General features: G+C 44.9%; 15 protein-coding genes, 1 rRNA gene and 2 pseudogenes. 1 reads left to right on the forward strand and 17 read right to left on the reverse strand.

Features of this window, described 5'->3' with window-relative positions:
• Nucleotides 1-81: 81 nt before the first annotated feature.
• The 11 genes and pseudogenes from yqeB to ABHC48_RS13825 form a co-directional block, all read right to left on the reverse strand.
• Nucleotides 82-903 carry a selenium-dependent molybdenum cofactor biosynthesis protein YqeB gene (gene yqeB / locus ABHC48_RS13775; RefSeq protein WP_148463358.1) on the reverse strand — a complete coding sequence of 274 codons (822 nt, stop codon included), beginning with the start codon at nt 901-903 and terminating at the stop codon, nt 82-84.
• A 376-nt stretch (nt 904-1,279) separates the two neighbouring features.
• The gene (gene xdhC / locus ABHC48_RS13780; protein WP_148463357.1) at nt 1,280-1,771 is read right to left on the reverse strand and encodes a xanthine dehydrogenase subunit XdhC; all 492 of its coding nucleotides are present in this window, start codon (nt 1,769-1,771) and stop codon (nt 1,280-1,282) included.
• Nucleotides 1,768-2,754: a xanthine dehydrogenase subunit XdhB gene (gene xdhB, locus ABHC48_RS13785; RefSeq protein ID WP_195699707.1), complete on the reverse strand. Its 987-nt coding sequence runs from the start codon at nt 2,752-2,754 to the stop codon at nt 1,768-1,770. Before xdhB ends, xdhC begins: the two co-directional genes overlap by 4 nt.
• 17 nt (nt 2,755-2,771) lie before the next feature.
• Nucleotides 2,772-5,045 (reverse strand): xanthine dehydrogenase subunit XdhA, encoded by a 2,274-nt coding sequence (gene xdhA / locus ABHC48_RS13790; protein WP_195699706.1) that lies wholly within the window; start codon nt 5,043-5,045, stop codon nt 2,772-2,774.
• 393 nt (nt 5,046-5,438) lie between these two features.
• Nucleotides 5,439-5,930: a 4Fe-4S binding protein gene (locus ABHC48_RS13795; protein WP_195699705.1), complete on the reverse strand. Its 492-nt coding sequence runs from the start codon at nt 5,928-5,930 to the stop codon at nt 5,439-5,441.
• A gap of 3 nt (nt 5,931-5,933) precedes the next feature.
• Entirely contained in the window at nt 5,934-8,516 is a 2,583-nt protein-coding gene (xdh, locus tag ABHC48_RS13800) for a selenium-dependent xanthine dehydrogenase (protein WP_195699704.1), read from the reverse strand.
• A gap of 218 nt (nt 8,517-8,734) precedes the next feature.
• On the reverse strand, nt 8,735-11,734 hold the full coding sequence (gene ygfK / locus ABHC48_RS13805) for a putative selenate reductase subunit YgfK (protein ID WP_195699703.1): 3,000 nt from the start codon (nt 11,732-11,734) through the stop codon (nt 8,735-8,737).
• Between the two features lie 2 nt (nt 11,735-11,736).
• Entirely contained in the window at nt 11,737-13,074 is a 1,338-nt protein-coding gene (ssnA, locus tag ABHC48_RS13810) for a putative aminohydrolase SsnA (protein WP_118583354.1), read from the reverse strand.
• A 379-nt stretch (nt 13,075-13,453) separates the two neighbouring features.
• The gene (locus tag ABHC48_RS13815) at nt 13,454-14,047 is read right to left on the reverse strand and encodes a histidine phosphatase family protein (protein WP_118583352.1); all 594 of its coding nucleotides are present in this window, start codon (nt 14,045-14,047) and stop codon (nt 13,454-13,456) included.
• A complete protein-coding gene (locus tag ABHC48_RS13820; RefSeq protein ID WP_148463350.1) occupies nt 14,040-14,420 on the reverse strand; it encodes a bifunctional adenosylcobinamide kinase/adenosylcobinamide-phosphate guanylyltransferase in 381 nt (126 codons plus the stop codon). Before ABHC48_RS13820 ends, ABHC48_RS13815 begins: the two co-directional genes overlap by 8 nt.
• Nucleotides 14,356-14,543 (reverse strand): annotated as a pseudogene (locus ABHC48_RS13825) (DUF6783 domain-containing protein); the annotation flags it as partial. The pseudogene ABHC48_RS13825 and the gene ABHC48_RS13820, both read right to left, overlap by 65 nt.
• Between ABHC48_RS13825 and ABHC48_RS13830 the strand changes: the two are divergent.
• Nucleotides 14,527-14,573: pseudogene (locus ABHC48_RS13830) on the forward strand (DUF6783 domain-containing protein); the annotation flags it as partial. The pseudogenes ABHC48_RS13825 and ABHC48_RS13830 sit on opposite strands and share 17 nt — an antisense overlap.
• A gap of 36 nt (nt 14,574-14,609) precedes the next feature.
• On the opposite strand, the gene cobS reads toward ABHC48_RS13830, so the two are convergent.
• The 6 genes from cobS to ABHC48_RS13860 all read right to left on the reverse strand — a co-directional run.
• Nucleotides 14,610-15,374: an adenosylcobinamide-GDP ribazoletransferase gene (gene cobS / locus ABHC48_RS13835; RefSeq protein ID WP_330674466.1), complete on the reverse strand. Its 765-nt coding sequence runs from the start codon at nt 15,372-15,374 to the stop codon at nt 14,610-14,612.
• Nucleotides 15,361-15,903 (reverse strand): bifunctional adenosylcobinamide kinase/adenosylcobinamide-phosphate guanylyltransferase, encoded by a 543-nt coding sequence (locus ABHC48_RS13840; protein ID WP_118583346.1) that lies wholly within the window; start codon nt 15,901-15,903, stop codon nt 15,361-15,363. The genes cobS and ABHC48_RS13840 overlap by 14 nt, the downstream gene beginning before the upstream one ends.
• A gap of 1 nt (nt 15,904) precedes the next feature.
• Nucleotides 15,905-16,957 carry a nicotinate-nucleotide--dimethylbenzimidazole phosphoribosyltransferase gene (gene cobT, locus ABHC48_RS13845; protein ID WP_195699701.1) on the reverse strand — a complete coding sequence of 351 codons (1,053 nt, stop codon included), beginning with the start codon at nt 16,955-16,957 and terminating at the stop codon, nt 15,905-15,907.
• Nucleotides 16,954-17,370, reverse strand: a complete 417-nt coding sequence (locus ABHC48_RS13850; RefSeq protein WP_118583342.1) for a GtrA family protein — start codon at nt 17,368-17,370, stop codon at nt 16,954-16,956. The genes cobT and ABHC48_RS13850 overlap by 4 nt, the downstream gene beginning before the upstream one ends.
• Nucleotides 17,354-18,316 (reverse strand): glycosyltransferase family 2 protein, encoded by a 963-nt coding sequence (locus tag ABHC48_RS13855; RefSeq protein ID WP_118583340.1) that lies wholly within the window; start codon nt 18,314-18,316, stop codon nt 17,354-17,356. The genes ABHC48_RS13850 and ABHC48_RS13855 overlap by 17 nt, the downstream gene beginning before the upstream one ends.
• A gap of 248 nt (nt 18,317-18,564) precedes the next feature.
• Nucleotides 18,565-18,690, reverse strand: a 23S ribosomal RNA gene (locus tag ABHC48_RS13860); the annotation flags it as partial.

The raw sequence follows: 18,690 nt of genomic DNA on the forward strand, positions 1-18,690 counted from the left end.
CAATTCTATAAAAAGTACATAGGCTTCATAACATTCCCCAAGCCAAAACATGTTAATAAATGCAATGTGACCAAACAGGATCTAGAGCGTATTTGGCAATACACCCTCACTGAGCAAAATCTCCACCACACTTCCAGCAATACATCTGGCCTTATCCGAAATGGTAAAGCAGTTCTTCTTCTCCTCTTTTCTGGGATCAATATCGGCGATTTTCATTCCAACAGGAACATTGTAGCCTTCCTTTATAATTCCCCTTAATACGCCTGTTATAGAGGCTTCTACAGGGGTTTCTCCCACGTAGGCAAGAATCTGTCCTTTCTCTACAATATCGGCAATATGGGCCATATTATGGATTCTGCCGACACCCGGGGAGTGGATCACACGTTCTTTGCTGACACCGCCTACCATTCCGGGGACACCCGTATTTGGAATTGCCGGACCCTCAGTAATGATTCTGGCAAGATCGTGACCTCGCATGGTTTCCACAACGTAATCCACGTCTTCCCCGGCAAAAAAGCCTGGTCCCAGACCAATGGTAAGAGGTGCCATATTTCTTGAAGTTCCAAGATTTCTCTTTGCAAGAATTGCATCTACCAGAGCAGCTACCTTGCCTTGCGCAGAAAGTTCAATCATACAATCGCCTGCCGGATCGACCATAAGTGGAATTTCCCCTGCTTGCCAGACTTGCTCGCATTCTTCCAGAGAATCTATTCTTCTGCAAAGAATCCCTTCTACTGCTGCTGTCCCATCATACACAGCTTCGCAAAACGCTACCTTTCTGCGGATCGCACTTGGTTTTTCACATTCTAAGATCAATACACGATAGCCACAGCGATGCAGTCTGTGGATCACGCCGCTTGCCAGGTCTCCGCCGCCACGGACTATTATACACTTGTCACTCATATTTTTTTCCTGCCCATTTTTAATATTTTAGAAAAGGTGGGGAAGTCCCCGCCCTCTGATATTTTTGCGTTATAACAATATTGATATATGTTAGTCATTTTTTATTTAATTCAGTAATTTTCATAACAATATTGTTTTGTAATTAATATTATAACACTTTTTCCATTTACAGTATAGTATAAAATACATTTTTAATATTGAACCCACAAACAGTAGATTACTGTTCACTCCGTTCACAGCAACATGCTTCGCGATGCACAGAAATCATGCATTCGCATGATTTCGCGCCGCAATTCTCGGGTTTTCTGTGAACTACGTTCACAAAAAACACCTCGCGGAATGTCACCAGTAAACAGTAACAACAGTAGCACTTAAATTATTTACCCTCAGCTGTCATATTCTCCTTATTCACCTTCTCCACTGCATTCACAATATTCTCATACCCTGTACAGCGGCAAAGATTTCCTGCCATATGCTTGCGGATGGCATCTCTCGTAAGCTTCTCGCCCCGCTCAAGAAGCACTGTGGCAGACATAACAAAGCCTGGTGTGCAGAATCCGCACTGGATAGCGCCTTCCTCAATAAAAGCTTCCTGAATCCTGGTAAGTTCGCCGTTTTTCTCAAGACCTTCCAGGGTGCGGATATTCTTTCCCTCAGCCCAGACTGCCAGATAAATACAGGAGTCAATGGTCTCGCCGTCAATGATCACAGTGCAGGCACCGCATTCACCTACTTCACAGCCTTTCTTCACAGAGGTAAGCCCAAGGCGGTTTCGCAGCATGTCAAGAAGGGATTCTCTCACATCCACATACTCAGCTACCTCTTTTCCGTTTACGATACACTGTACCAGCCGCATATCCTTTTTCATGACTGCTCACCTCCTGTTACATTCTCCGCATCAGATGAAGGATAAATTTTTCCATTTGAACTCATATTTTCGCCTGAAGTTGTCCGGACATCCGGCACTACAACTCCCGTCACCATTCCCCTGCGAACACTCTCCTTCAGCGCGCGTTTCGCGATTTCTCCGCCAATCTGCAGTCGGAACGCCTTAGAAGCTCGCCAGGAATCTCTGGGATTGATTTCTTCCCTTACCAGCTCTTCCACCTTCTGGTAAAGCTCCTCGCCAATTTTCATGCCCCTCAGCGCCTCTTCCGTCTTCGCACACCGATACGGCACGGGTGCAGCTACACCAAAGGTGATCCTTACATCCTCCAGAACCTTTTTCAGAGGATCGATTCTGCTGACTACACTACAGCTCAGGGTCGCAATATCCATTGCATTTCGCATGGAATACTTAATATAAAATCCATGATATCCCTGATAATCCTTCCCAGGGATCACAATGTGGGTGAGCACATCTCCCTGATGCAGATCCACCTTACCAGGTCCCAGATAAAAATCCCTGATAGGAACCATCCGTCCACCAGTTCCATCTGCGATCCGCAGCATGGCATTCAGTGAAAAAAGTGTAGGTGCACTGTCTGCACTGACCGCACCATTGCAGACATTTCCGCCAATAGTACCAATATTGCGGACCTGTGGTCCGCCAACCTGATCTACTGCTTCCCCCAGAACCGGGATCAGCTTCTGAATGACTGAATCATTCGTCACATGGGAAAAAGTAGTTCCTGCACCAATATAAATATCACCAGACTCCATCAGCCGGACTCCCTTGATTTCCTTAATATCACGAATGCTCACTAAAGATGTACCGGCCATTTTGCCCTCACGGATCTTGATCAGCACATCACTTCCCCCGGAAATCACCCTTGCATCCGGATGCTCCTTCAGAAGAGTTACCGCTTCCTTAATGGTCTCTGCATTAAAATAATTTTCAATATCGTACATTCCTCATGCCCCCTTTCTCAGATCAGCCCGGCCTTTGTAAAACCGTCTATCAGTCTTTGCGGTGTCAGAGGAATCTCGGAAAAGCCGATGCCAGTTGCATGAAGCACAGCATTCCGGATGGCCGGTGCACTTGGAATTGCAGGAGGCTCGCCAAGGGCTTTATTTCCATATGGTCCCATTGGATCGTTCAGTTCTACAAACTCAGCAGTCAGATCCGGAGTATCCATCATTGTCATCATTTTATAATCCAGTAAAGTCCCATTTAATGGTCTTCCTGTTTTCTCATCAATAAGAAGCTGCTCAGAAACTCCATAACCGATTCCCATGAACATACCGCCATGAACCTGCATTGCTGCAAGCTGCGGATTCAAAAGGGTTCCACTGTCATGAACATTCACAATATCCAGAACCTTGATCTTACCAAGTTTCATATCTACTTCTACTTCCGCAAAACAACAGCCGCTGGCAACTGTATTCTTCTTCACCTGTCTGGAAACCTCTGCTGTAAGGACAGAAGAATTACTCAGACTGTAATAGCTCTCCATGGCCAGATCCTCAAGGGAAATCGCAGGCTTGCCATCTGCCAGAATATAACCATCCTCCAGTTCCAGCCGGTCCACATTACCTGGAACCAGTGTTCTGGCATATTCTAAGATCTTCTGCTTCAGCTGCTGCGCACATTCCTTCACAGCTGTACCTGTGACAAAGGACTGTCTGGAAGCATACGCACCTGTATCAAAAGGCGTCACATCTGTATCCTGCTGAGTTACAATATGTACCCTGGAAATATCCATATGTAAGGTCTCTGCTGCCATCTGGGAAAATACAGTATCCGCGCCCTGTCCAATCTCTGTAGCACCAACCTGCAGCTGTACACTTCCATCCTGATTCAGAGACAGCCTTGCACCTGCAATCTCCAGAGAAATTGGCCATACACCAGTCTTATAGGAAAACAGTGCCATACCAACTCCACGCCGGATATCGCCAGTCTGGTTCTGATATGCTTTCCGTTTCTCATCCCAGTGAATATACTCTGCTCCTTTTTCCAGGCACTCAAAAATACCGTTGGTATTCGCTGCGATTGGCTTCAGATAGGCATCTTCATAATAGCCATGGATCAGATTTTTTCTGCGGAATTCCAGCGGATCCATACCGATTTCATAAGCAATATCATCCATAAAGCTCTCTGTGGCAAAGCAAACCTGAGGAATACCATATCCTCTCATCGCCCCTGCTGTAGGACAGTTGGTATAGACGGTATATGCTTCTCCTCGGATATTTGGACATGCATACTGAAGTCTGCTGGCTGTCAGACCATTGGCTGCTATGGCATGTCCGTGGGATGCATAAGCTCCCTGATTGGAATAGGTAGTCATCTCTTTTGCAAGAAGATGTCCTTCTGCATCTACGCCTGCTTCCATGTCATATTCAATGGAGTGACGGGTTCTGGTATTGGTAAAGGTCTCCTCACGTGTAAGCTCGATCTTCACAGGGCGACCGCCCACCTGCATGGTGAGAAATGCATTCAGAGGTTCATAAAGCACCTCCTGCTTGTTGCCGAAACCACCGCCTACATAAGGCTTGATCACACGTACCTGCCCCCAGGGGATTCCAAGTGCCTGGCCAACAATACGGCGTACAATATGTGGAATCTGTGTGGAAGAAACCACCACGATCCTTCCCTTTTCCATATAGGCGTAAGAAATATTATTCTCAATATGGCAGTGCTGGACAATAGGTGTCTTATAGCTTCTTTTCAGCTTCACGGCAGCCTTCTCCATTGCGCTGTCCACATCTCCGATCGCAAAGCTGGATCTTGCCAGAATGTTATCCTTCTTGTCAAGATGAATGGGATGCTCCGTTCCACGCATGGAAATCTTCGGGCTCACGACCACCGGATATTCCTCATATTCTACTTTGATCAGCTTCAATGCCCTGGAAGCTGTCACTTCGTCCTCAGCTACTACAGCTGCAATATCATCGCCATAATACCGTACTCGTCCGGTGAGCAGATTACGGTCTGCCACATCCTGATGAGCAAGCTCCACGGACCAGGGATGTCCTGGGGTTGGATAACAATGATTTGGTACGTCCTTAAAGGTAACTACCTTTACTACGCCGTCCAGAGCCTCTGCTTCGCTGGTATCAATGGATTTTACCACGCCGTTTCCGATCTTTGCATGATAAACCCTGGCTACCAGACACTTATTCAGGATCAGGTCATCTGTAAATTTCGCACGTCCTGTCACTTTCTCATAAGCGTCTACTCTTGGAACACTCTTTCCAATCATATGCTTCACCTTCTTTATATTTTTTGCAGCGGATGCCTCCAATCCGCCCTTTACCCCCTCATAAAGGAATGGCCGACGCCGTTCAAAAAACAAGTTTACGGTTCTTCTTTGAACTGATCGTCGGCCCCTTATGCTTCTTCTCTTTCCGTCTCAACCTAAAAAATATTGTACAAAATATTCTTTCAATGCAAAATTATTGTATCATATTTCACCGATGTTTTGCAATAATTTTATAAATAATTTAGTTGTTTTATCTGTATAATTTTGAAATTTCTGCAAATTCGAAGCTCTATCAGCCTGGAGCATATCTGGAAAATCATTCCCGCAATCTTCATTCCCTGCTTTGCGGTATATTTCGCCATGGAATATTGCGTAACTGCCATAATCGCTTCTCTAATTTTTCGCCGTATAAATCCCCCGCAGATCGTAAATCGCATGTCTTGGACACTTCACTGCGCACATTCCACAGCTTAGGCAGACAGACTCTTCTATCACTGCACAGTTATCTGTAACCCGGATTGCCCCAACCGTACAGGTCTTCTCGCAGATTCCACAGCCAATACAGCTGACTTCACACTGTTTTTTTGCCTCTGCCCCTTTACTCTTATTTGAGCATTTTACTACGATCCAATTGGCACATTCATGGACATGAATAATCTGCTGTGGACATACCTTCCCACATGACCCGCAGCCGATGCATTTTTCTTCCTCTATTTCCGCCACTCCATACTCATTCAGGGAAATGGCGCCAAATTTACATTTCTCCACACAGGCTCCACAGCCAATACATCCATCTTTGCATCCATTGTCCCCTGCTGTAACCCTGCACCCCCCATTACATGCCACAACAGCTGACCGATACGGAAATTTCCTCTTTACTGCCATCTCTCATCCCTTCCTTTCATATGGTGTTTCACTAAGAGGAAGGCTGTAACGCCTTACACCATCTCTTCGGAAATAGGCATCTGCTATTGCGGGTGCGGTGGGAATGGATGTAATTTCTCCAATACCAATAGCACCGCAGGCAACCTTAAGGCCTGGCTTGTCGATAACAATGGCATCAATCTTCGGAATCTCATGTGCACGGAAAAGACCTAAAGAACCATACTTGGAAATAGGTTTACAGTTCTCATCAATGGGATATTTTTCCCGCAGGGCAAATCCTATGGACATTACCACACCACCCTCGATCTGCCCCTCACAGGACAAAGGATTTACCGCTTTTCCCACATCATGAGCAGCAACTATCTCTTCTATCTTGCCTGTCTTGGAATCCAAAATACAAACCTGGGTAGCATATCCATAAGCAACATGGGATACCGGATTGGGCACATTTGCACCAAGAGGATCGGTCTTCGCAAGATATTCTGCATAATAAACCTTACCGATCATATCTTCTACGCTTAATCCTGCTTTTTTATCCTCCATCAATTTCTCACAAGCTCTTCTGCAGGCCTCACCAGTGATCAATGTCTGTCTGGAACCGGATGTAGTTCCGGAATCTGGTGAAATCCAGGTATTGCTGCGCTCGTAAATGATATCCTCTCTTTTTATATCTGTATTACTCACGATCATCTGGGTCAGTACTGTGCCAAGCCCTTGTCCAATGCAGGAAGCTCCTGAGTAGATGTGAAGCTTCTTATCCTCTTCATAAATCAGTTTCACGCGGCCAGTGTCTGGAATTCCAACACCAACCCCTGCATTCTTCATGGCGCAGCCAATGCCCACCGCTTTTCCTGCTGCCAATGCAGCTTCATATTTCGGCTGTACCGCTTCTAAGGTCTCCACAAGACCTGTGGAATCGTCAACAATCTGACCATTCGGAAGTGTCTCCCAGGGCCGGATCGCATTGCGGTAACGAATTTCCCAGGGAGTGATTCCCACCTTATCTGCCATCATATTCAAAAGTGTCTCTGTAGCAAAACAAGTCTGGGTAACTCCGAATCCGCGAAATGCTCCTGCCGGCGGATTATTGGTATAGTAAGCTGTTCCCTCAATTTCAAAGTTTTCGTAGTGATAAGGACCTGCTGCATGGGTACATGCGCGCTCCAGAACCGGACCGCCAAGAGATGCGAATGCACCTGTATCCGCGGCAACCTTTGCCTTTACTCCCATGATATTTCCATTTTCATCACAGCCCATGGTCATATCCATATAAAAAGGATGGCGCTTAGGATGGACCAGCAGGGATTCTGCTCTTGTAAGCTTCATCTTAACCGGTTTCTTCGTTACATAGGTAAGAAGCGCGCTTAAATGCTGCACAGTCATGTCTTCCTTACCGCCAAATCCGCCGCCTACCAGCGCATTTTGTACCTTTACTTTGTCTGTACCAAGAACTAAGCTGCATTCGTGCAGCGTCTGATGTGCTGACTGGTCTGTGGAATATACAAAAACATCTCCGTCTTCATCATAAAAAGACACAGCACATTCCGGTTCCAGAAATGCGTGTTCCGTCCATGGTGTCTCAAAATGATGGGAAATCACATATTTGGAATTTTTTATAGCCTCTGCTGCATTTCCCCGGCTGATATGTTTATATGCACAGATATTGTTCTCTTCCTCATCAAATACCTTTGGTGCATCTGGTTTCGCTGCCTCTTCAATCGTATGAATGTGAGGAAGCACCTTATACTCAACCTGGATCAGCTTCGCTGCCTTATCCGCAGTCTCTTTATCCCGGGCTGCCACAAGTGCAATGGCATCTCCCAGATAATGGGTAAGCCCTCCTATGGGAATCAGGGTATACTGATCATGCTTTAAATGTCCGATTTTATTCTCTCCTGGAATGTCTTCTGCCGTAACAACCGCCTCTACCCCAGGAAGTGCCAGTGCCTTGGTCTTATCAATGGAAAGCACTCTTGCACGCGGATATTTACTTCTCAGAGCTGATCCATAAAGCATACCATCCAGATAAAAATCGTCTGGATATTTTCCGGTACCAAGAACCTTTTCCCCAACATCGATTCTTGCTACGCGGGAGCCAATATGCCAGTCGTTGTTAATTTCTTCCGGAAGTGTCCCCTCCTGCATAACTTTAGCCGCGATCCGTACTGCATCTATAATTTTTACATACCCGGTACAACGGCAATAATTGTTACGCAAGGCATATTTGATTTCTTCATCAGTGGGTTCTTTATTCACATCCAGAAGAGCTTTCGTGCACATTACCATGCCAGGAATGCAAAAGCCGCACTGTACGGCACCAGCCTTTCCGTATGCATACGTATATACCTTTTCTTCCCACGCTGTCAGGCCTTCTACTGTAATGATATTTCTGCCATCCAGCAGATCTGTATCCGGCACACAGGCCTTACAGGTTTTGCCATCGATAATCACTGTACAGGCTCCACAGGCACCCTCACTACAGCCATCTTTTACAGAAGTCAGATGTAACTCATCACGGAGAAATCTGAGCAGCTTTTGATTCTTTTTCGTCTCTACCCTCTGGCCATTGACTGTAAATACTGCCATGTTGGACTCTCCTTTCTACTCCCCCCATGAAAGTCAGATGCTTTTAACTGCGCTCCTAAACTTTCACAGTGAACTATGAGAAACACATTCTGAAGGTTTCCCAAATTATCGCAACAGTCACCAAGATCTTATGCATGAGCATACTTCGGCTCGCTGCCTGTCAAAATATAGACACTGTCCACAGCCCTTAAAAAGCTGTGGACAGTATTTCTATTACCTTATTTAGTTATCAAATATCCATAATCATCGATCACTGCACAGATCAGCTTCTTCAAACCGTCATACAGTTTATCTGCCGGATCGTCTGCCTTGCAGTCTGTGATCAGGCCTACAAATCTGACCTTACAGGTCTTATTCTCTTTATCCAGAACAACAAAACCATCGTTCTTACTGTCTGCCATGTCTTTCTCATTTGCAAACAGAGTAAATTTATCCTTGTATGGTGCACTTGCGTATGGGCAGAAGCTCTTACAGTTGCCGCACTCATTACACATATAATCTACGTGAATCACCTGATTCATAGCCATTCCAGGAACCTTGATGGAAATATTGGCACGGTTCGGGCACACATCTACACAGTTCTCACAGACTTTGTTACAGGTAAGACATCTCTCTTCCTCTGTCTTCGCCTCTTTGCTGTGCTTCAGGATACCTTTCTTTTCGAAACAGTCTTTCACATCACCTGTCACAGCTGCATCTCTGGTAATCTCTTTGCCAAGAATATCTTTCACTGCCAGCTGTGCATCCCGGATTCCCTCTACGATGGTTGCTGCGCCTCTGGCGCCGTCTCCGGCAACATAGACACCACTCACGCTGGTTTCAAGAGTTTTATCGTTGACCTTTGCTTTTCCTCTTTCATCCACTGCGATCTGGTTGGCAGTGTAGAAATCGGTATCAATCTTTTCTCCAACAGCTACGATCACGGTGTCAGCCGGAACCTCTACCACATCTGCAGTCTCGGTTACACCTGCACGTCCGGAAGCATCCATCTGGCCGAGCTTCATCTTCTTGCAGAGCAGTCTGCCACCATCAAGACTTACCGGAGAAAGAAGTTCCTTAAACTCAACGCCCTCCTCCAGAACTTCCAGAAGCTCATCCTCTGCAGCTGGCATATAGCGCTTGGTTCTTCTGTATACAAGATAAACATGCTCTACACCTTCTGTGCGTTTCGCAGCTCTTGCAGTGTCCATAGCAGTGTTTCCGCCGCCGATTACAACTACATTTTTGCCAATATTCAGCTTACCATCATTTGCCTTGAAATCACGAAGGAACTTCAGAGCGTTAACGGTCTCACCTTTTTCCAGTTTCAAAGTGCCAGGCTTGCCAGCTCCAATTGCCAGGATCACAGCATCATAGCCCTGTGCTTTCAGATCTGCCACAGAAGTGATTTCTGTATTTGTGCGGATCTCTACACCCATCTTCTGGATGAAAGAAATATCTTTGTCAATAGCAGCGTCTCCAATACGGAATCCAGGTATCACGTAACGGATCACGCCGCCGGCTTTCTCTTCTTTTTCAAAAATGGTAACTGCTGTGCCCTCTCTTGCAAGGAAGTAAGCAGCTGCAATACCTGCAGGACCGCCACCAACTACGGCGACCTTCTTACCGTTTGGCTCGCCAGCCTTGATCTCACCGATCAGCTGCTCATAGCCATGCTCTGCTGCTGTCAGCTTGGTGCCACGGATATTTACGGATTCTTCGTAGAAATTACGAGTACATTTGGTCATACAGTTGTGTGCACATAAGGTACCTGTAATAAATGGCAGGGCATTTTTCTCAAGGATCACTTCAAGTGCTTCTTTATATTTACCCTCACCAGTCAGTGCTACATACTGTGGAATATCCTGATGGATTGGACATCCTTCAGAACACGGTGCATAGAAGCAGTCCAGAAGCGGAACTTCTTTTGTGCTCTTTCTGTTCGGAACCGGCTTAATGTTCTTCACATGATGCCCATCAGTAATAGCATCTGCTGCCAGCTTCTTCAGTGCATCCACATCGATTCCTTCCCATTTCTTCGGGCAGATTCCTTCCACCTTATCCGCTACCTGGGTAAATCTCTGATAGCCGCCTGTCTTCAAAAGGGTGGTAGCCATAGTTACAGGCCAGATACCGCATCCCACAATTTTGTCAATATTGTAATAATCTGCACCTCCGGAATAGGAAATTCGAAGTTTTCCTGCGAATTCAGCAGAAAGTTTGGCTGCAAGGGAAATGGACAACGGGAACAAAGCTTTGCCGGACATGTACATTTCTTCACTTGGGAGCTCATTTCGGGTAACGTCAACCGGGAAAGTATTGGTAATCTTTACACCAAATTCCAGGCCCAGTTCGTCGGATAATTTCATCAGACGTGTAAGCATGGGGACTGCATCCTCATACTGCAAATCGTCTCTGAAATGGAAATCGCCGAATACCATATAATCATATCCCATCTCATCCATGGTCTTTCTTGCAAAATCATAGCCAAGAAGGGTCGGGTTGCACTTTACAAAGGTATTCAGATGTTTCTCTGTAAGCAGATAATTTGCAATGCTCTCAATCTCCTGTGGAGGACATCCATGCAGTGTGGAGATCGTAGCAGAATTACAGACATTGGATGGGATTGCTTCGATGTCTTCTCTGGTAAAGTTCTGGAACTTGTCAGCATTGTCCAAAAGCCATTTTCTGCATTCCTGGAAAATAACAGTGTCCTTTGCTTCCATCATTCCGTCAATAAAGGTATTGACCTTGTCTCCCTTAATTCCTGCAAGATCATATCCTACGGAAATATTAAACTGGAACCCATCCTGTGCACCCAGGCCGAATTCTTTTGCGATCACATGAAGGATAAACCATGCCTTGATGTACTCGCCCATCGCGTCCGGAACAGTCAGCTCAGTTGACCATTCGCAGTTATATCCCTCATCATCTGCAAGAATGCACGGTTTATTCACACATGCTGAAAGCTCTGCGCCATCCATCTTCTGAACTGTCTTCAGCTCAAAGAAACGAGCTCCTGCATAATAAGAAGCGATGATATTCTGTGCCAGCTGGGTGTGGGGACCTGCTGCCGGTCCCACTGGGGTCTCCAGATTTCTGGTAAAAATAGTCATATCATTCTTCGGATCTGCTGTGTATGGGCGATGTACCCCAAATACAGTGTCCTGCCTTTTTTTCTCCTGAAGGACCCAGTCCATCAGCTGCCCGAAAGGCATACATGTCATAATATCGCTCATATTTATTTTCCTCCGTTAATATCGTCAGCTAGTTCCTGTGCAGACTGACGGCAGTCAGCCATAACCTTATCTACGTCACAAACCAGCACTTCCCTGTCTTTCATAAGAACCTTGCCGTTACATACAGTAGTCACAACGTCATGTCCTGTAGTTCCAAACAGAAGATGTCCGTTTACATTGTCTGCTCTCATAGGTGTAAGCGGGTTGTAATCCATTACGATCACATCGGCAGCTGCCCCCTCTTTCAGAACGCCAAGTGGTTTCTTAAAGTAACGGTTGGCAATAATTGCATTGTTCTCAAAGAGCATCTTGGGAACCTCACCCCATGCAGCATTTGGATCGCAGAGATGATGCTTATGAAGGATATTGGCAACCTTCCAGGATTCCAGCATATCGTGGGTGTATCCATCAGTTCCAAGTCCTGTAACGATTCCCTTATGTACCAATTCCATGGTAGGCGGACATCCACAGGCATTTCCCATATTGGATTCCGGATTGTGGACAACCATGGTGTCAGTCTCTTTAATTAAATCCATCTCATGCTCGTTAATATAAATACAATGTCCCAGAAGCGTCTTCGGCCCAAGAATATTCCAGTCGTAAAGTCTGTCTACAATTCGTTTGCTGTGCTCCTTCAGGCACTGATGAAGGTCATAGATGCCCTCTGCAACATGAATATGATAGCCAACACCGTCTGGCTTCAGTTCGTTACACAATTCCATGGTCTCATCGGAAATAGTGAAAGATGCATGCATACCCATCATAGCAGCGATCATGTCGCTGTCATCTGCAAGTGCGTGTTTGATAAAGTTCACATTCTCCATTACAGATTCTCTGGACTTGTCCATGCCGTCACGGTCGGAAATTTCATAGCAAAGGCAGGTACGGACACCAAGATCCTTAGCTGCTGACTCAATAGCACTGAGGGAACCGGTAATATGTCCAAAGCTTGCATGGTGATCAAATACAGTCGTTACACCATTCCGGATACTGTCGATGTAAGTAGCCATCGCAGAAAGTCTGGTCTGCTCCAGGGTAAGATGACGGTCAATAGTCCACCACTGTCCATCCAGAATATCCAGAAAGCCCTTGGGATTATATCCTTTAATACTCAGACCTCTGGCAAAAGAGCTGTAGATATGCTCATGGGTATTGATAAATGCAGGCATGATAACTCCGCCTCTGGCATCTACAAATTCTCCATCCGGATATGCCTTCTTCACCTCATCTGTAGTCCCCACCATAACTATGGTGTTACCATCCATTGCAACTGCACCGTTCTCTATAAATGCCTTGGATGCGTCCCGTGTGATCATTCTTCCATTACCAATAATAAGCATATGGCATCCTCCTTTACTTGTTAAAATTGTTGAATCAAATAGCACAATTCAACATTTTTTAGGATATTTTATACAGATAATGTAACACATTCCCATATAAATTTCAATAGGAAATCTAAAAATATTTTTGGCTTTCTCAAAATTTTTGTTCAAACAAACTAACTGATCACAGCCAAAACACGCTCTAGGGCACGTTTGAAAATGCTTTCTACAAGCTGTACGTCACAATTCGAGGGAGATTTTGCCCGCAGTCTGCATAAACATGAAAACAAGGCAGTCTGTCAATTAAACAAACTGCCTTGTTCTCTCTATTAATGGATTTTCAAACAAGCTCTAATCCATAGCTGATTTTCCATCTGCATTATTCGTATATGTATCTTTATAACTCCCGGATCACATGCAAGAATTTCCGGCCCTTTTTCCATAATTCAGGATCAATTTCCACCTCATAGCCTTTGCCATTCTGCACATGCCAGTCATAAAAAGAGCGGTCTTCGTCTGCATATTCTTCCATAACATTCATGATCGTACCGCCATGCACCACAAGTGCTGCCAAAGAAATCCCATTACGGAGACAACCATTTACAGCTTTCTGGAAGCCGGTCACATTGCGTCTTTTAAATTCCTCTCTGCTCTCTCCTCCCGGAAATGGCAGTAGTCCACCAGAATCAATCCAGGACTGGTAATGTTCATTTCCGTCCAGTTCTTGATAATTTTTATTTTCAAATTCTCCAAAATCACATTCTGCAAGCTCATCAATAATATTCAGCTTTTTTCCGGGAAAAAGGATTCCTGCTGTCTGGGTACAGCGGATCATAGGACTTGCATAAACTGCCTGTACCTCCGGATAAGCAAGCTGCGCCAGCATATTCCCAGCCTCCGGACAAAGAGGTTCATCCGTTCTTTTTCCTATATATCTTTTTAACTTATTCCCCTGGGTTTCCCCATGACGAATCAGAATAAGTTTAAGCATTTTTGATCACCGTCCCAATTCCACATACTACACGTATTACCTTTTTGCTTTTTGATGCGAGATCCGTACAGACTCTTCCCACTGCCTCCCGGTATTTCCGGTCAAAAGCATCCATGGGGACAACGCCGTATCCTACTTCCTGACTTACCAGAATGATATCCGGATTTTTCTCCCATAATTCTTCTGCCAGTCTGGCCACATCTTTGTCTGCTTTTAATTCTTTTTTGATATACTCCTGAAAATCAAGGACGCCCTCTGCATTCATAAGCTCTTCTTTTTCCAGATCAGCTCCCTTTTTCCAGCAGACATCAGGATGATGTTCTTTTGCATATGTGCTCTTTCCCTGAAAAGCACCTCCAATGATCATTTCCATTGTTACAATTTCTCCTTTTTTCCCAGTTCCCGGAGCGTGTCTGTAAAAGACTTTCTGCAAGATGTACGTCACAATTTGTGGGAGATTTTGCCCAGATGAGGGCGCGTAGCGGGCTACGACAACCGAATTCGGGCAAAATATACCGCAAAGTGGGGCGTGCAGATTGCGGGAATGATTTTTCAGACACGTCTAGATAAATACAGAAACAACAGCCAGTACAACAGCCATTCCCACCTCACAAAGGCACAGAAAATAGCCTGCCAGGTCACCTGTGATCCCGCCAAAATATTTCATTGCCTTATAATGATAATAAAGGAAAACAAGTACTGCAGTTCCAAATGCCAGAATGCCCATCACAGGCTGGATCCATATCATCACCGCCAGCAGAATTCCAAGATAGACGATCAGCACATTTCGCACGATCATATCTTCTGCTTTTCTGGAAAATTCTGCTACAGTTCCATCTTTACGTGCCTTTGGAAACATCATGACACTGATTCCGGACAAACATCTGGAAACCATAAATCCGAGAGCCATGATCAAAAGTGCCCGCCTGTCCGTCCACAACTGACTGTAAGCTCCATACCATATCAGAAAAAAAGCACAGGCTGTAATAACCGCAAATGCACCGGCATGGGAATCTTTCAGAATTTCAAGACGTCTCTCCCTTTCCTGCCAGGAGCTTAATGCATCCGAGGTATCCAGAAGACCATCTACATGGATTCCACCTGTCATCATTACCGGAACCAGTACAAGAACTGCTGAGACAAAAGACGGATTAAATCCAAATTTTCCGCCTGCCCATCCTACCAGATAAGAAAGCGCTCCAATTACCAGACCGATAAAAGGAAAAAAACAGAATGTATATTTCATATTCTCCTTGTTCCAGTCTGCCATTGGCATAGGGATTTTTGAATACATGGCAAATGCCACTTTAAAATTATTCCACAGCATTTTCAATGATTTTTCCTCCTTTATGCCAGATTGGAATCCCATATACTACTTCAACCACCTCATCAGCCATTTTTCCAATGTTTTGATTGATTATCCCCAGATATTCCTGATAGCGGATGGTATCGCCCTCATAACTGGCTGCTTCGGAAAAAATCTCATTCGTGACAATCACCAGATGACGTACCTGGCTACTCAACTTTTTTATGCCTTCCAAAACGGCTTCCACAGTTTTTTCACCAGCCCCTTTTTCCTCAAACATCTCATTAGCGGCAAGATTGGACATACATTCCAGAAGAACCACAGCATTTTCCGGGAAATCCAGATTCTTCAATCCGGTATAGCATTCAACTGTCTCGAATCCTTTTCCTGCACGCATTTTCCGATGACGTGCCACACGCTTATGACTTTCCTCGTCATATGGATGCATGGTTGCAATATAGATTCTTTTTGCCGGTCCAAAAGATACTATTTTATCTTCTGCAAAAGCAGATTTTCCGCTTCCGCTTCCTCCGGTCACGACTGTCATCATATTAATTCAGCTCCTCGTACTGGTCCACGTGAATATCATCAAATGTACTTAATGTATTGTAAAGAGTAGCTCCCATATCAAGAAACGGACAAAGGGCAATGGCTCCAGTGCCTTCCCCAAGACACATGTCAGCATGAAGCACAGCTTCTTTTCCAAGCTCATCCAGAACAAGATGTGCTGCCGGTTCTTTTGACACATGACTGGCGATCATATAATCCGCTGCCTCCGGGCAAAGTCTGGCTGCTACAAGTGCGGCAACTCCGGAAATAAAACCGTCAATAAGAACCGGAATCTGTAATGCAGCTCCACCAAGATACACACCTGCCATTCCTGCGATATCAAGACCTCCAACTTTTGCAAGCACGTCTATGGAATCTTTTGCATCCGGCTTATTTAAATCAATGGCTTTCTTAATCGCCTGAATCTTGCGGGTAAGCCCATCGCTGGAAAGTCCTGCACCACGGCCAGTCATGGTTTCCACAGGTTGCCCCAGAAGCACAGATGCAACTGCACTGCTGGTTGTGGTATTTCCAATTCCCATCTCACCAGTTGCAAAAAGACGATAACCCTGAGCCTTCAGTTCTTCTGCCATAGCAATTCCTGCTTCAATTCCCTTTATGGCTTCGTCTCTTGTCATAGCCGGACCTTTCGTCATATTGTGGGTTCCATACATAACTTTCAGATCTGTACGTGCTGTAGTATCTCTTACCATTCCCACATCTACTGGCTTTACATCCACTCCACACTGGTGGCACATTACACATGCGGTAGTAGTTTCTTTTACAAAATTATCTGCTACAATTGCAGTGACTTCCTGTCCTGTCTGGGTAACCCCCTCTTCTACCACGCCATTGTCTGCACACATGGCAACAAGAGCCTTTTTTCCAAGATCCACTTTCTCTTCCCCTGTAATTCCAACGATCTGCGTAATCAGATCTTCCATTTTTCCAAGGGAATGGAGAGGCTTGGCGATGCTATCCCATCGTCTTCTGGCTGTTTTCATTTTTTCCTCATTCAGAGGCTTTATCTGTTTAAGTGTTTCTTCTAATGTCATGATTTCCTCCCGCTGGTAAATACCAGGAATTTACTGAATATGTAATTTAATGCCAGAACTACAAACTGGGTGATAAATTTGCCGGCCATATCATTCATGTGTATGATCTCTGCAAAGAACCATACGCCTGCTACTTCGATCGCCATTGTTACACCTCTCGCTCCGACAAATTTGCAGAATGGACGGATATGGTCTTTCAAAGTCTCGCATTTGTCCTGAAAAACAAATTTAGAATTTACCACATAAGCAAAAAGAATTGCCAGAATAATCGAGATCACATTTGCAAGATCTCTTTGAACTCCTGCCTGGCGCAGAAGAAAAAAGCTCACCAAATTCACCAGTGTAGTACATCCTCCAAAAAACACATAACGTACCACATCACTGGCATACAGTTTCTTAATGAGAGCAGTCATGGTTTACCTCCTGATAGACATCCTCTTTTCCACGAAGAATCTGGGAAATGATATAACGTGGACGCCGTTTTACTTCTTCGTATATTTTTGCAATATAATAGCCGATGATTCCAAGACTGAGCATAATAGCGCTTCCAATAAGCAAAAGAACGATAAGGGTAGTTGTATATCCCTCTACCGCTCTGCCGGCAAAAAATTGTACCAGCGAATAAATAATCAAAATCAGGGAGCATCCAAAGCATGCCCCTCCTACGACCGTTACAAATTGCAGCGGTGCTGTAGTAAAAGCCACAATATTGGTAAACGCATATTTTATCAAGGACCAGGTAGACCACTTAGACTGTCCAGCTTCTCTATCCCGCACCTCAAATTCCACATAAGTGGTCTTAAATCCCACCCAGGATGAGGTCGCACGGAAAAACATATTTCGTTCTGGCATAGAAAGAATACTATTCACTGCTTTCCTGTCCATCATTTTGAAATCCGAAGCATTCTGCATATTCACACCTGTAGCCTTGGACATGATTCCATAGAAAAAGCCAGCGCTCTCTTTGTGAAGCAGACTTTCCGTTCCTCTTGATTTCTTTACGCCTTCGATTACTTCCCATCCCTGCTCCCAGAGATGGTACATGGAAATCAAAGTTTCCGGCGGGTGCTGCAGATCACAATCCATAACTGCCACCACATCTCCTGTAGCCTGGGCCATTCCTGCATATACTGCTGCTTCTTTTCCGAAATTTCTGGAAAAATGAACGCCAAGAACATTTCCATCTTTTTCTCCGGCTTTGGTGATTTCTTCCCAGGTTTTGTCTTTTGAGCCATCGTCAACAACAACTAGTTCGTAGGAAATGCCGGCTTCTGCTAATACTTCATGAAGAACACGACAGGTTTTTCCTACCATCAGTTCTTCGTTATAAGCTGGCAAAACCACTGATAATCTGCTCATTTTTTCATCCTCTTCTCTGCTGACAGCCTTGTATATTTATGTTTAAAACGTGACAGCAGATCTTATTCTTTTCGATTTTTCAACGTTCCCATTATATTACAAATCCAGTGGGCAGGCAACCTTAATTGATATTCTTCAGAATTTAATAACAAAAAAACGATAACCAACCGGCTACCGTTTCCGTTCTGTATCTTCAAAACTACATACATGTTACATCCTAATGGAATCATTTTACAACCTTGCGATTTTTGGTCAAGCCCTCACCCTATTAGTAACAGTCAGCTCCATGTGTTGCCACACTTCCACCCCTGCCCTATCTACCTCGTCGTCTTCAAGGGGGTTTACTTCTTTCGAATGGGACATCTCATCTTGAG

The organism is Ruminococcus sp. 1001136sp1 (assembly GCF_039841815.1).
Classification (GTDB): domain Bacteria; phylum Bacillota; class Clostridia; order Lachnospirales; family Lachnospiraceae; genus Blautia_A; species Blautia_A faecis.

Coding starts and splice junctions, on each gene's coding strand:
- xdhA (WP_195699706.1), bottom strand. CDS start 5,045: ATGATTGGAAAGAGTGTTCCAAGAGTAGACGCTTATGAGAAAGTGACA.
- ygfK (WP_195699703.1), bottom strand. CDS start 11,734: ATGAGCGATATTATGACATGTATGCCTTTCGGGCAGCTGATGGACTGG.
- ABHC48_RS13795 (WP_195699705.1), bottom strand. CDS start 5,930: ATGGCAGTAAAGAGGAAATTTCCGTATCGGTCAGCTGTTGTGGCATGT.
- xdhC (WP_148463357.1), bottom strand. CDS start 1,771: ATGAAAAAGGATATGCGGCTGGTACAGTGTATCGTAAACGGAAAAGAG.
- cobS (WP_330674466.1), bottom strand. CDS start 15,374: ATGCTGTGGAATAATTTTAAAGTGGCATTTGCCATGTATTCAAAAATC.
- ABHC48_RS13850 (WP_118583342.1), bottom strand. CDS start 17,370: ATGACTGCTCTCATTAAGAAACTGTATGCCAGTGATGTGGTACGTTAT.
- ABHC48_RS13815 (WP_118583352.1), bottom strand. CDS start 14,047: ATGCTTAAACTTATTCTGATTCGTCATGGGGAAACCCAGGGGAATAAG.
- ABHC48_RS13855 (WP_118583340.1), bottom strand. CDS start 18,316: ATGAGCAGATTATCAGTGGTTTTGCCAGCTTATAACGAAGAACTGATG.
- cobT (WP_195699701.1), bottom strand. CDS start 16,957: ATGACATTAGAAGAAACACTTAAACAGATAAAGCCTCTGAATGAGGAA.
- yqeB (WP_148463358.1), bottom strand. CDS start 903: ATGAGTGACAAGTGTATAATAGTCCGTGGCGGCGGAGACCTGGCAAGC.
- ABHC48_RS13840 (WP_118583346.1), bottom strand. CDS start 15,903: ATGATGACAGTCGTGACCGGAGGAAGCGGAAGCGGAAAATCTGCTTTT.
- xdhB (WP_195699707.1), bottom strand. CDS start 2,754: ATGTACGATATTGAAAATTATTTTAATGCAGAGACCATTAAGGAAGCG.
- xdh (WP_195699704.1), bottom strand. CDS start 8,516: ATGGCAGTATTTACAGTCAATGGCCAGAGGGTAGAGACGAAAAAGAAT.
- ssnA (WP_118583354.1), bottom strand. CDS start 13,074: ATGCTTATTATTGGTAATGGAAGAATGATCACACGGGACGCATCCAAG.
- ABHC48_RS13820 (WP_148463350.1), bottom strand. CDS start 14,420: ATGGAAATGATCATTGGAGGTGCTTTTCAGGGAAAGAGCACATATGCA.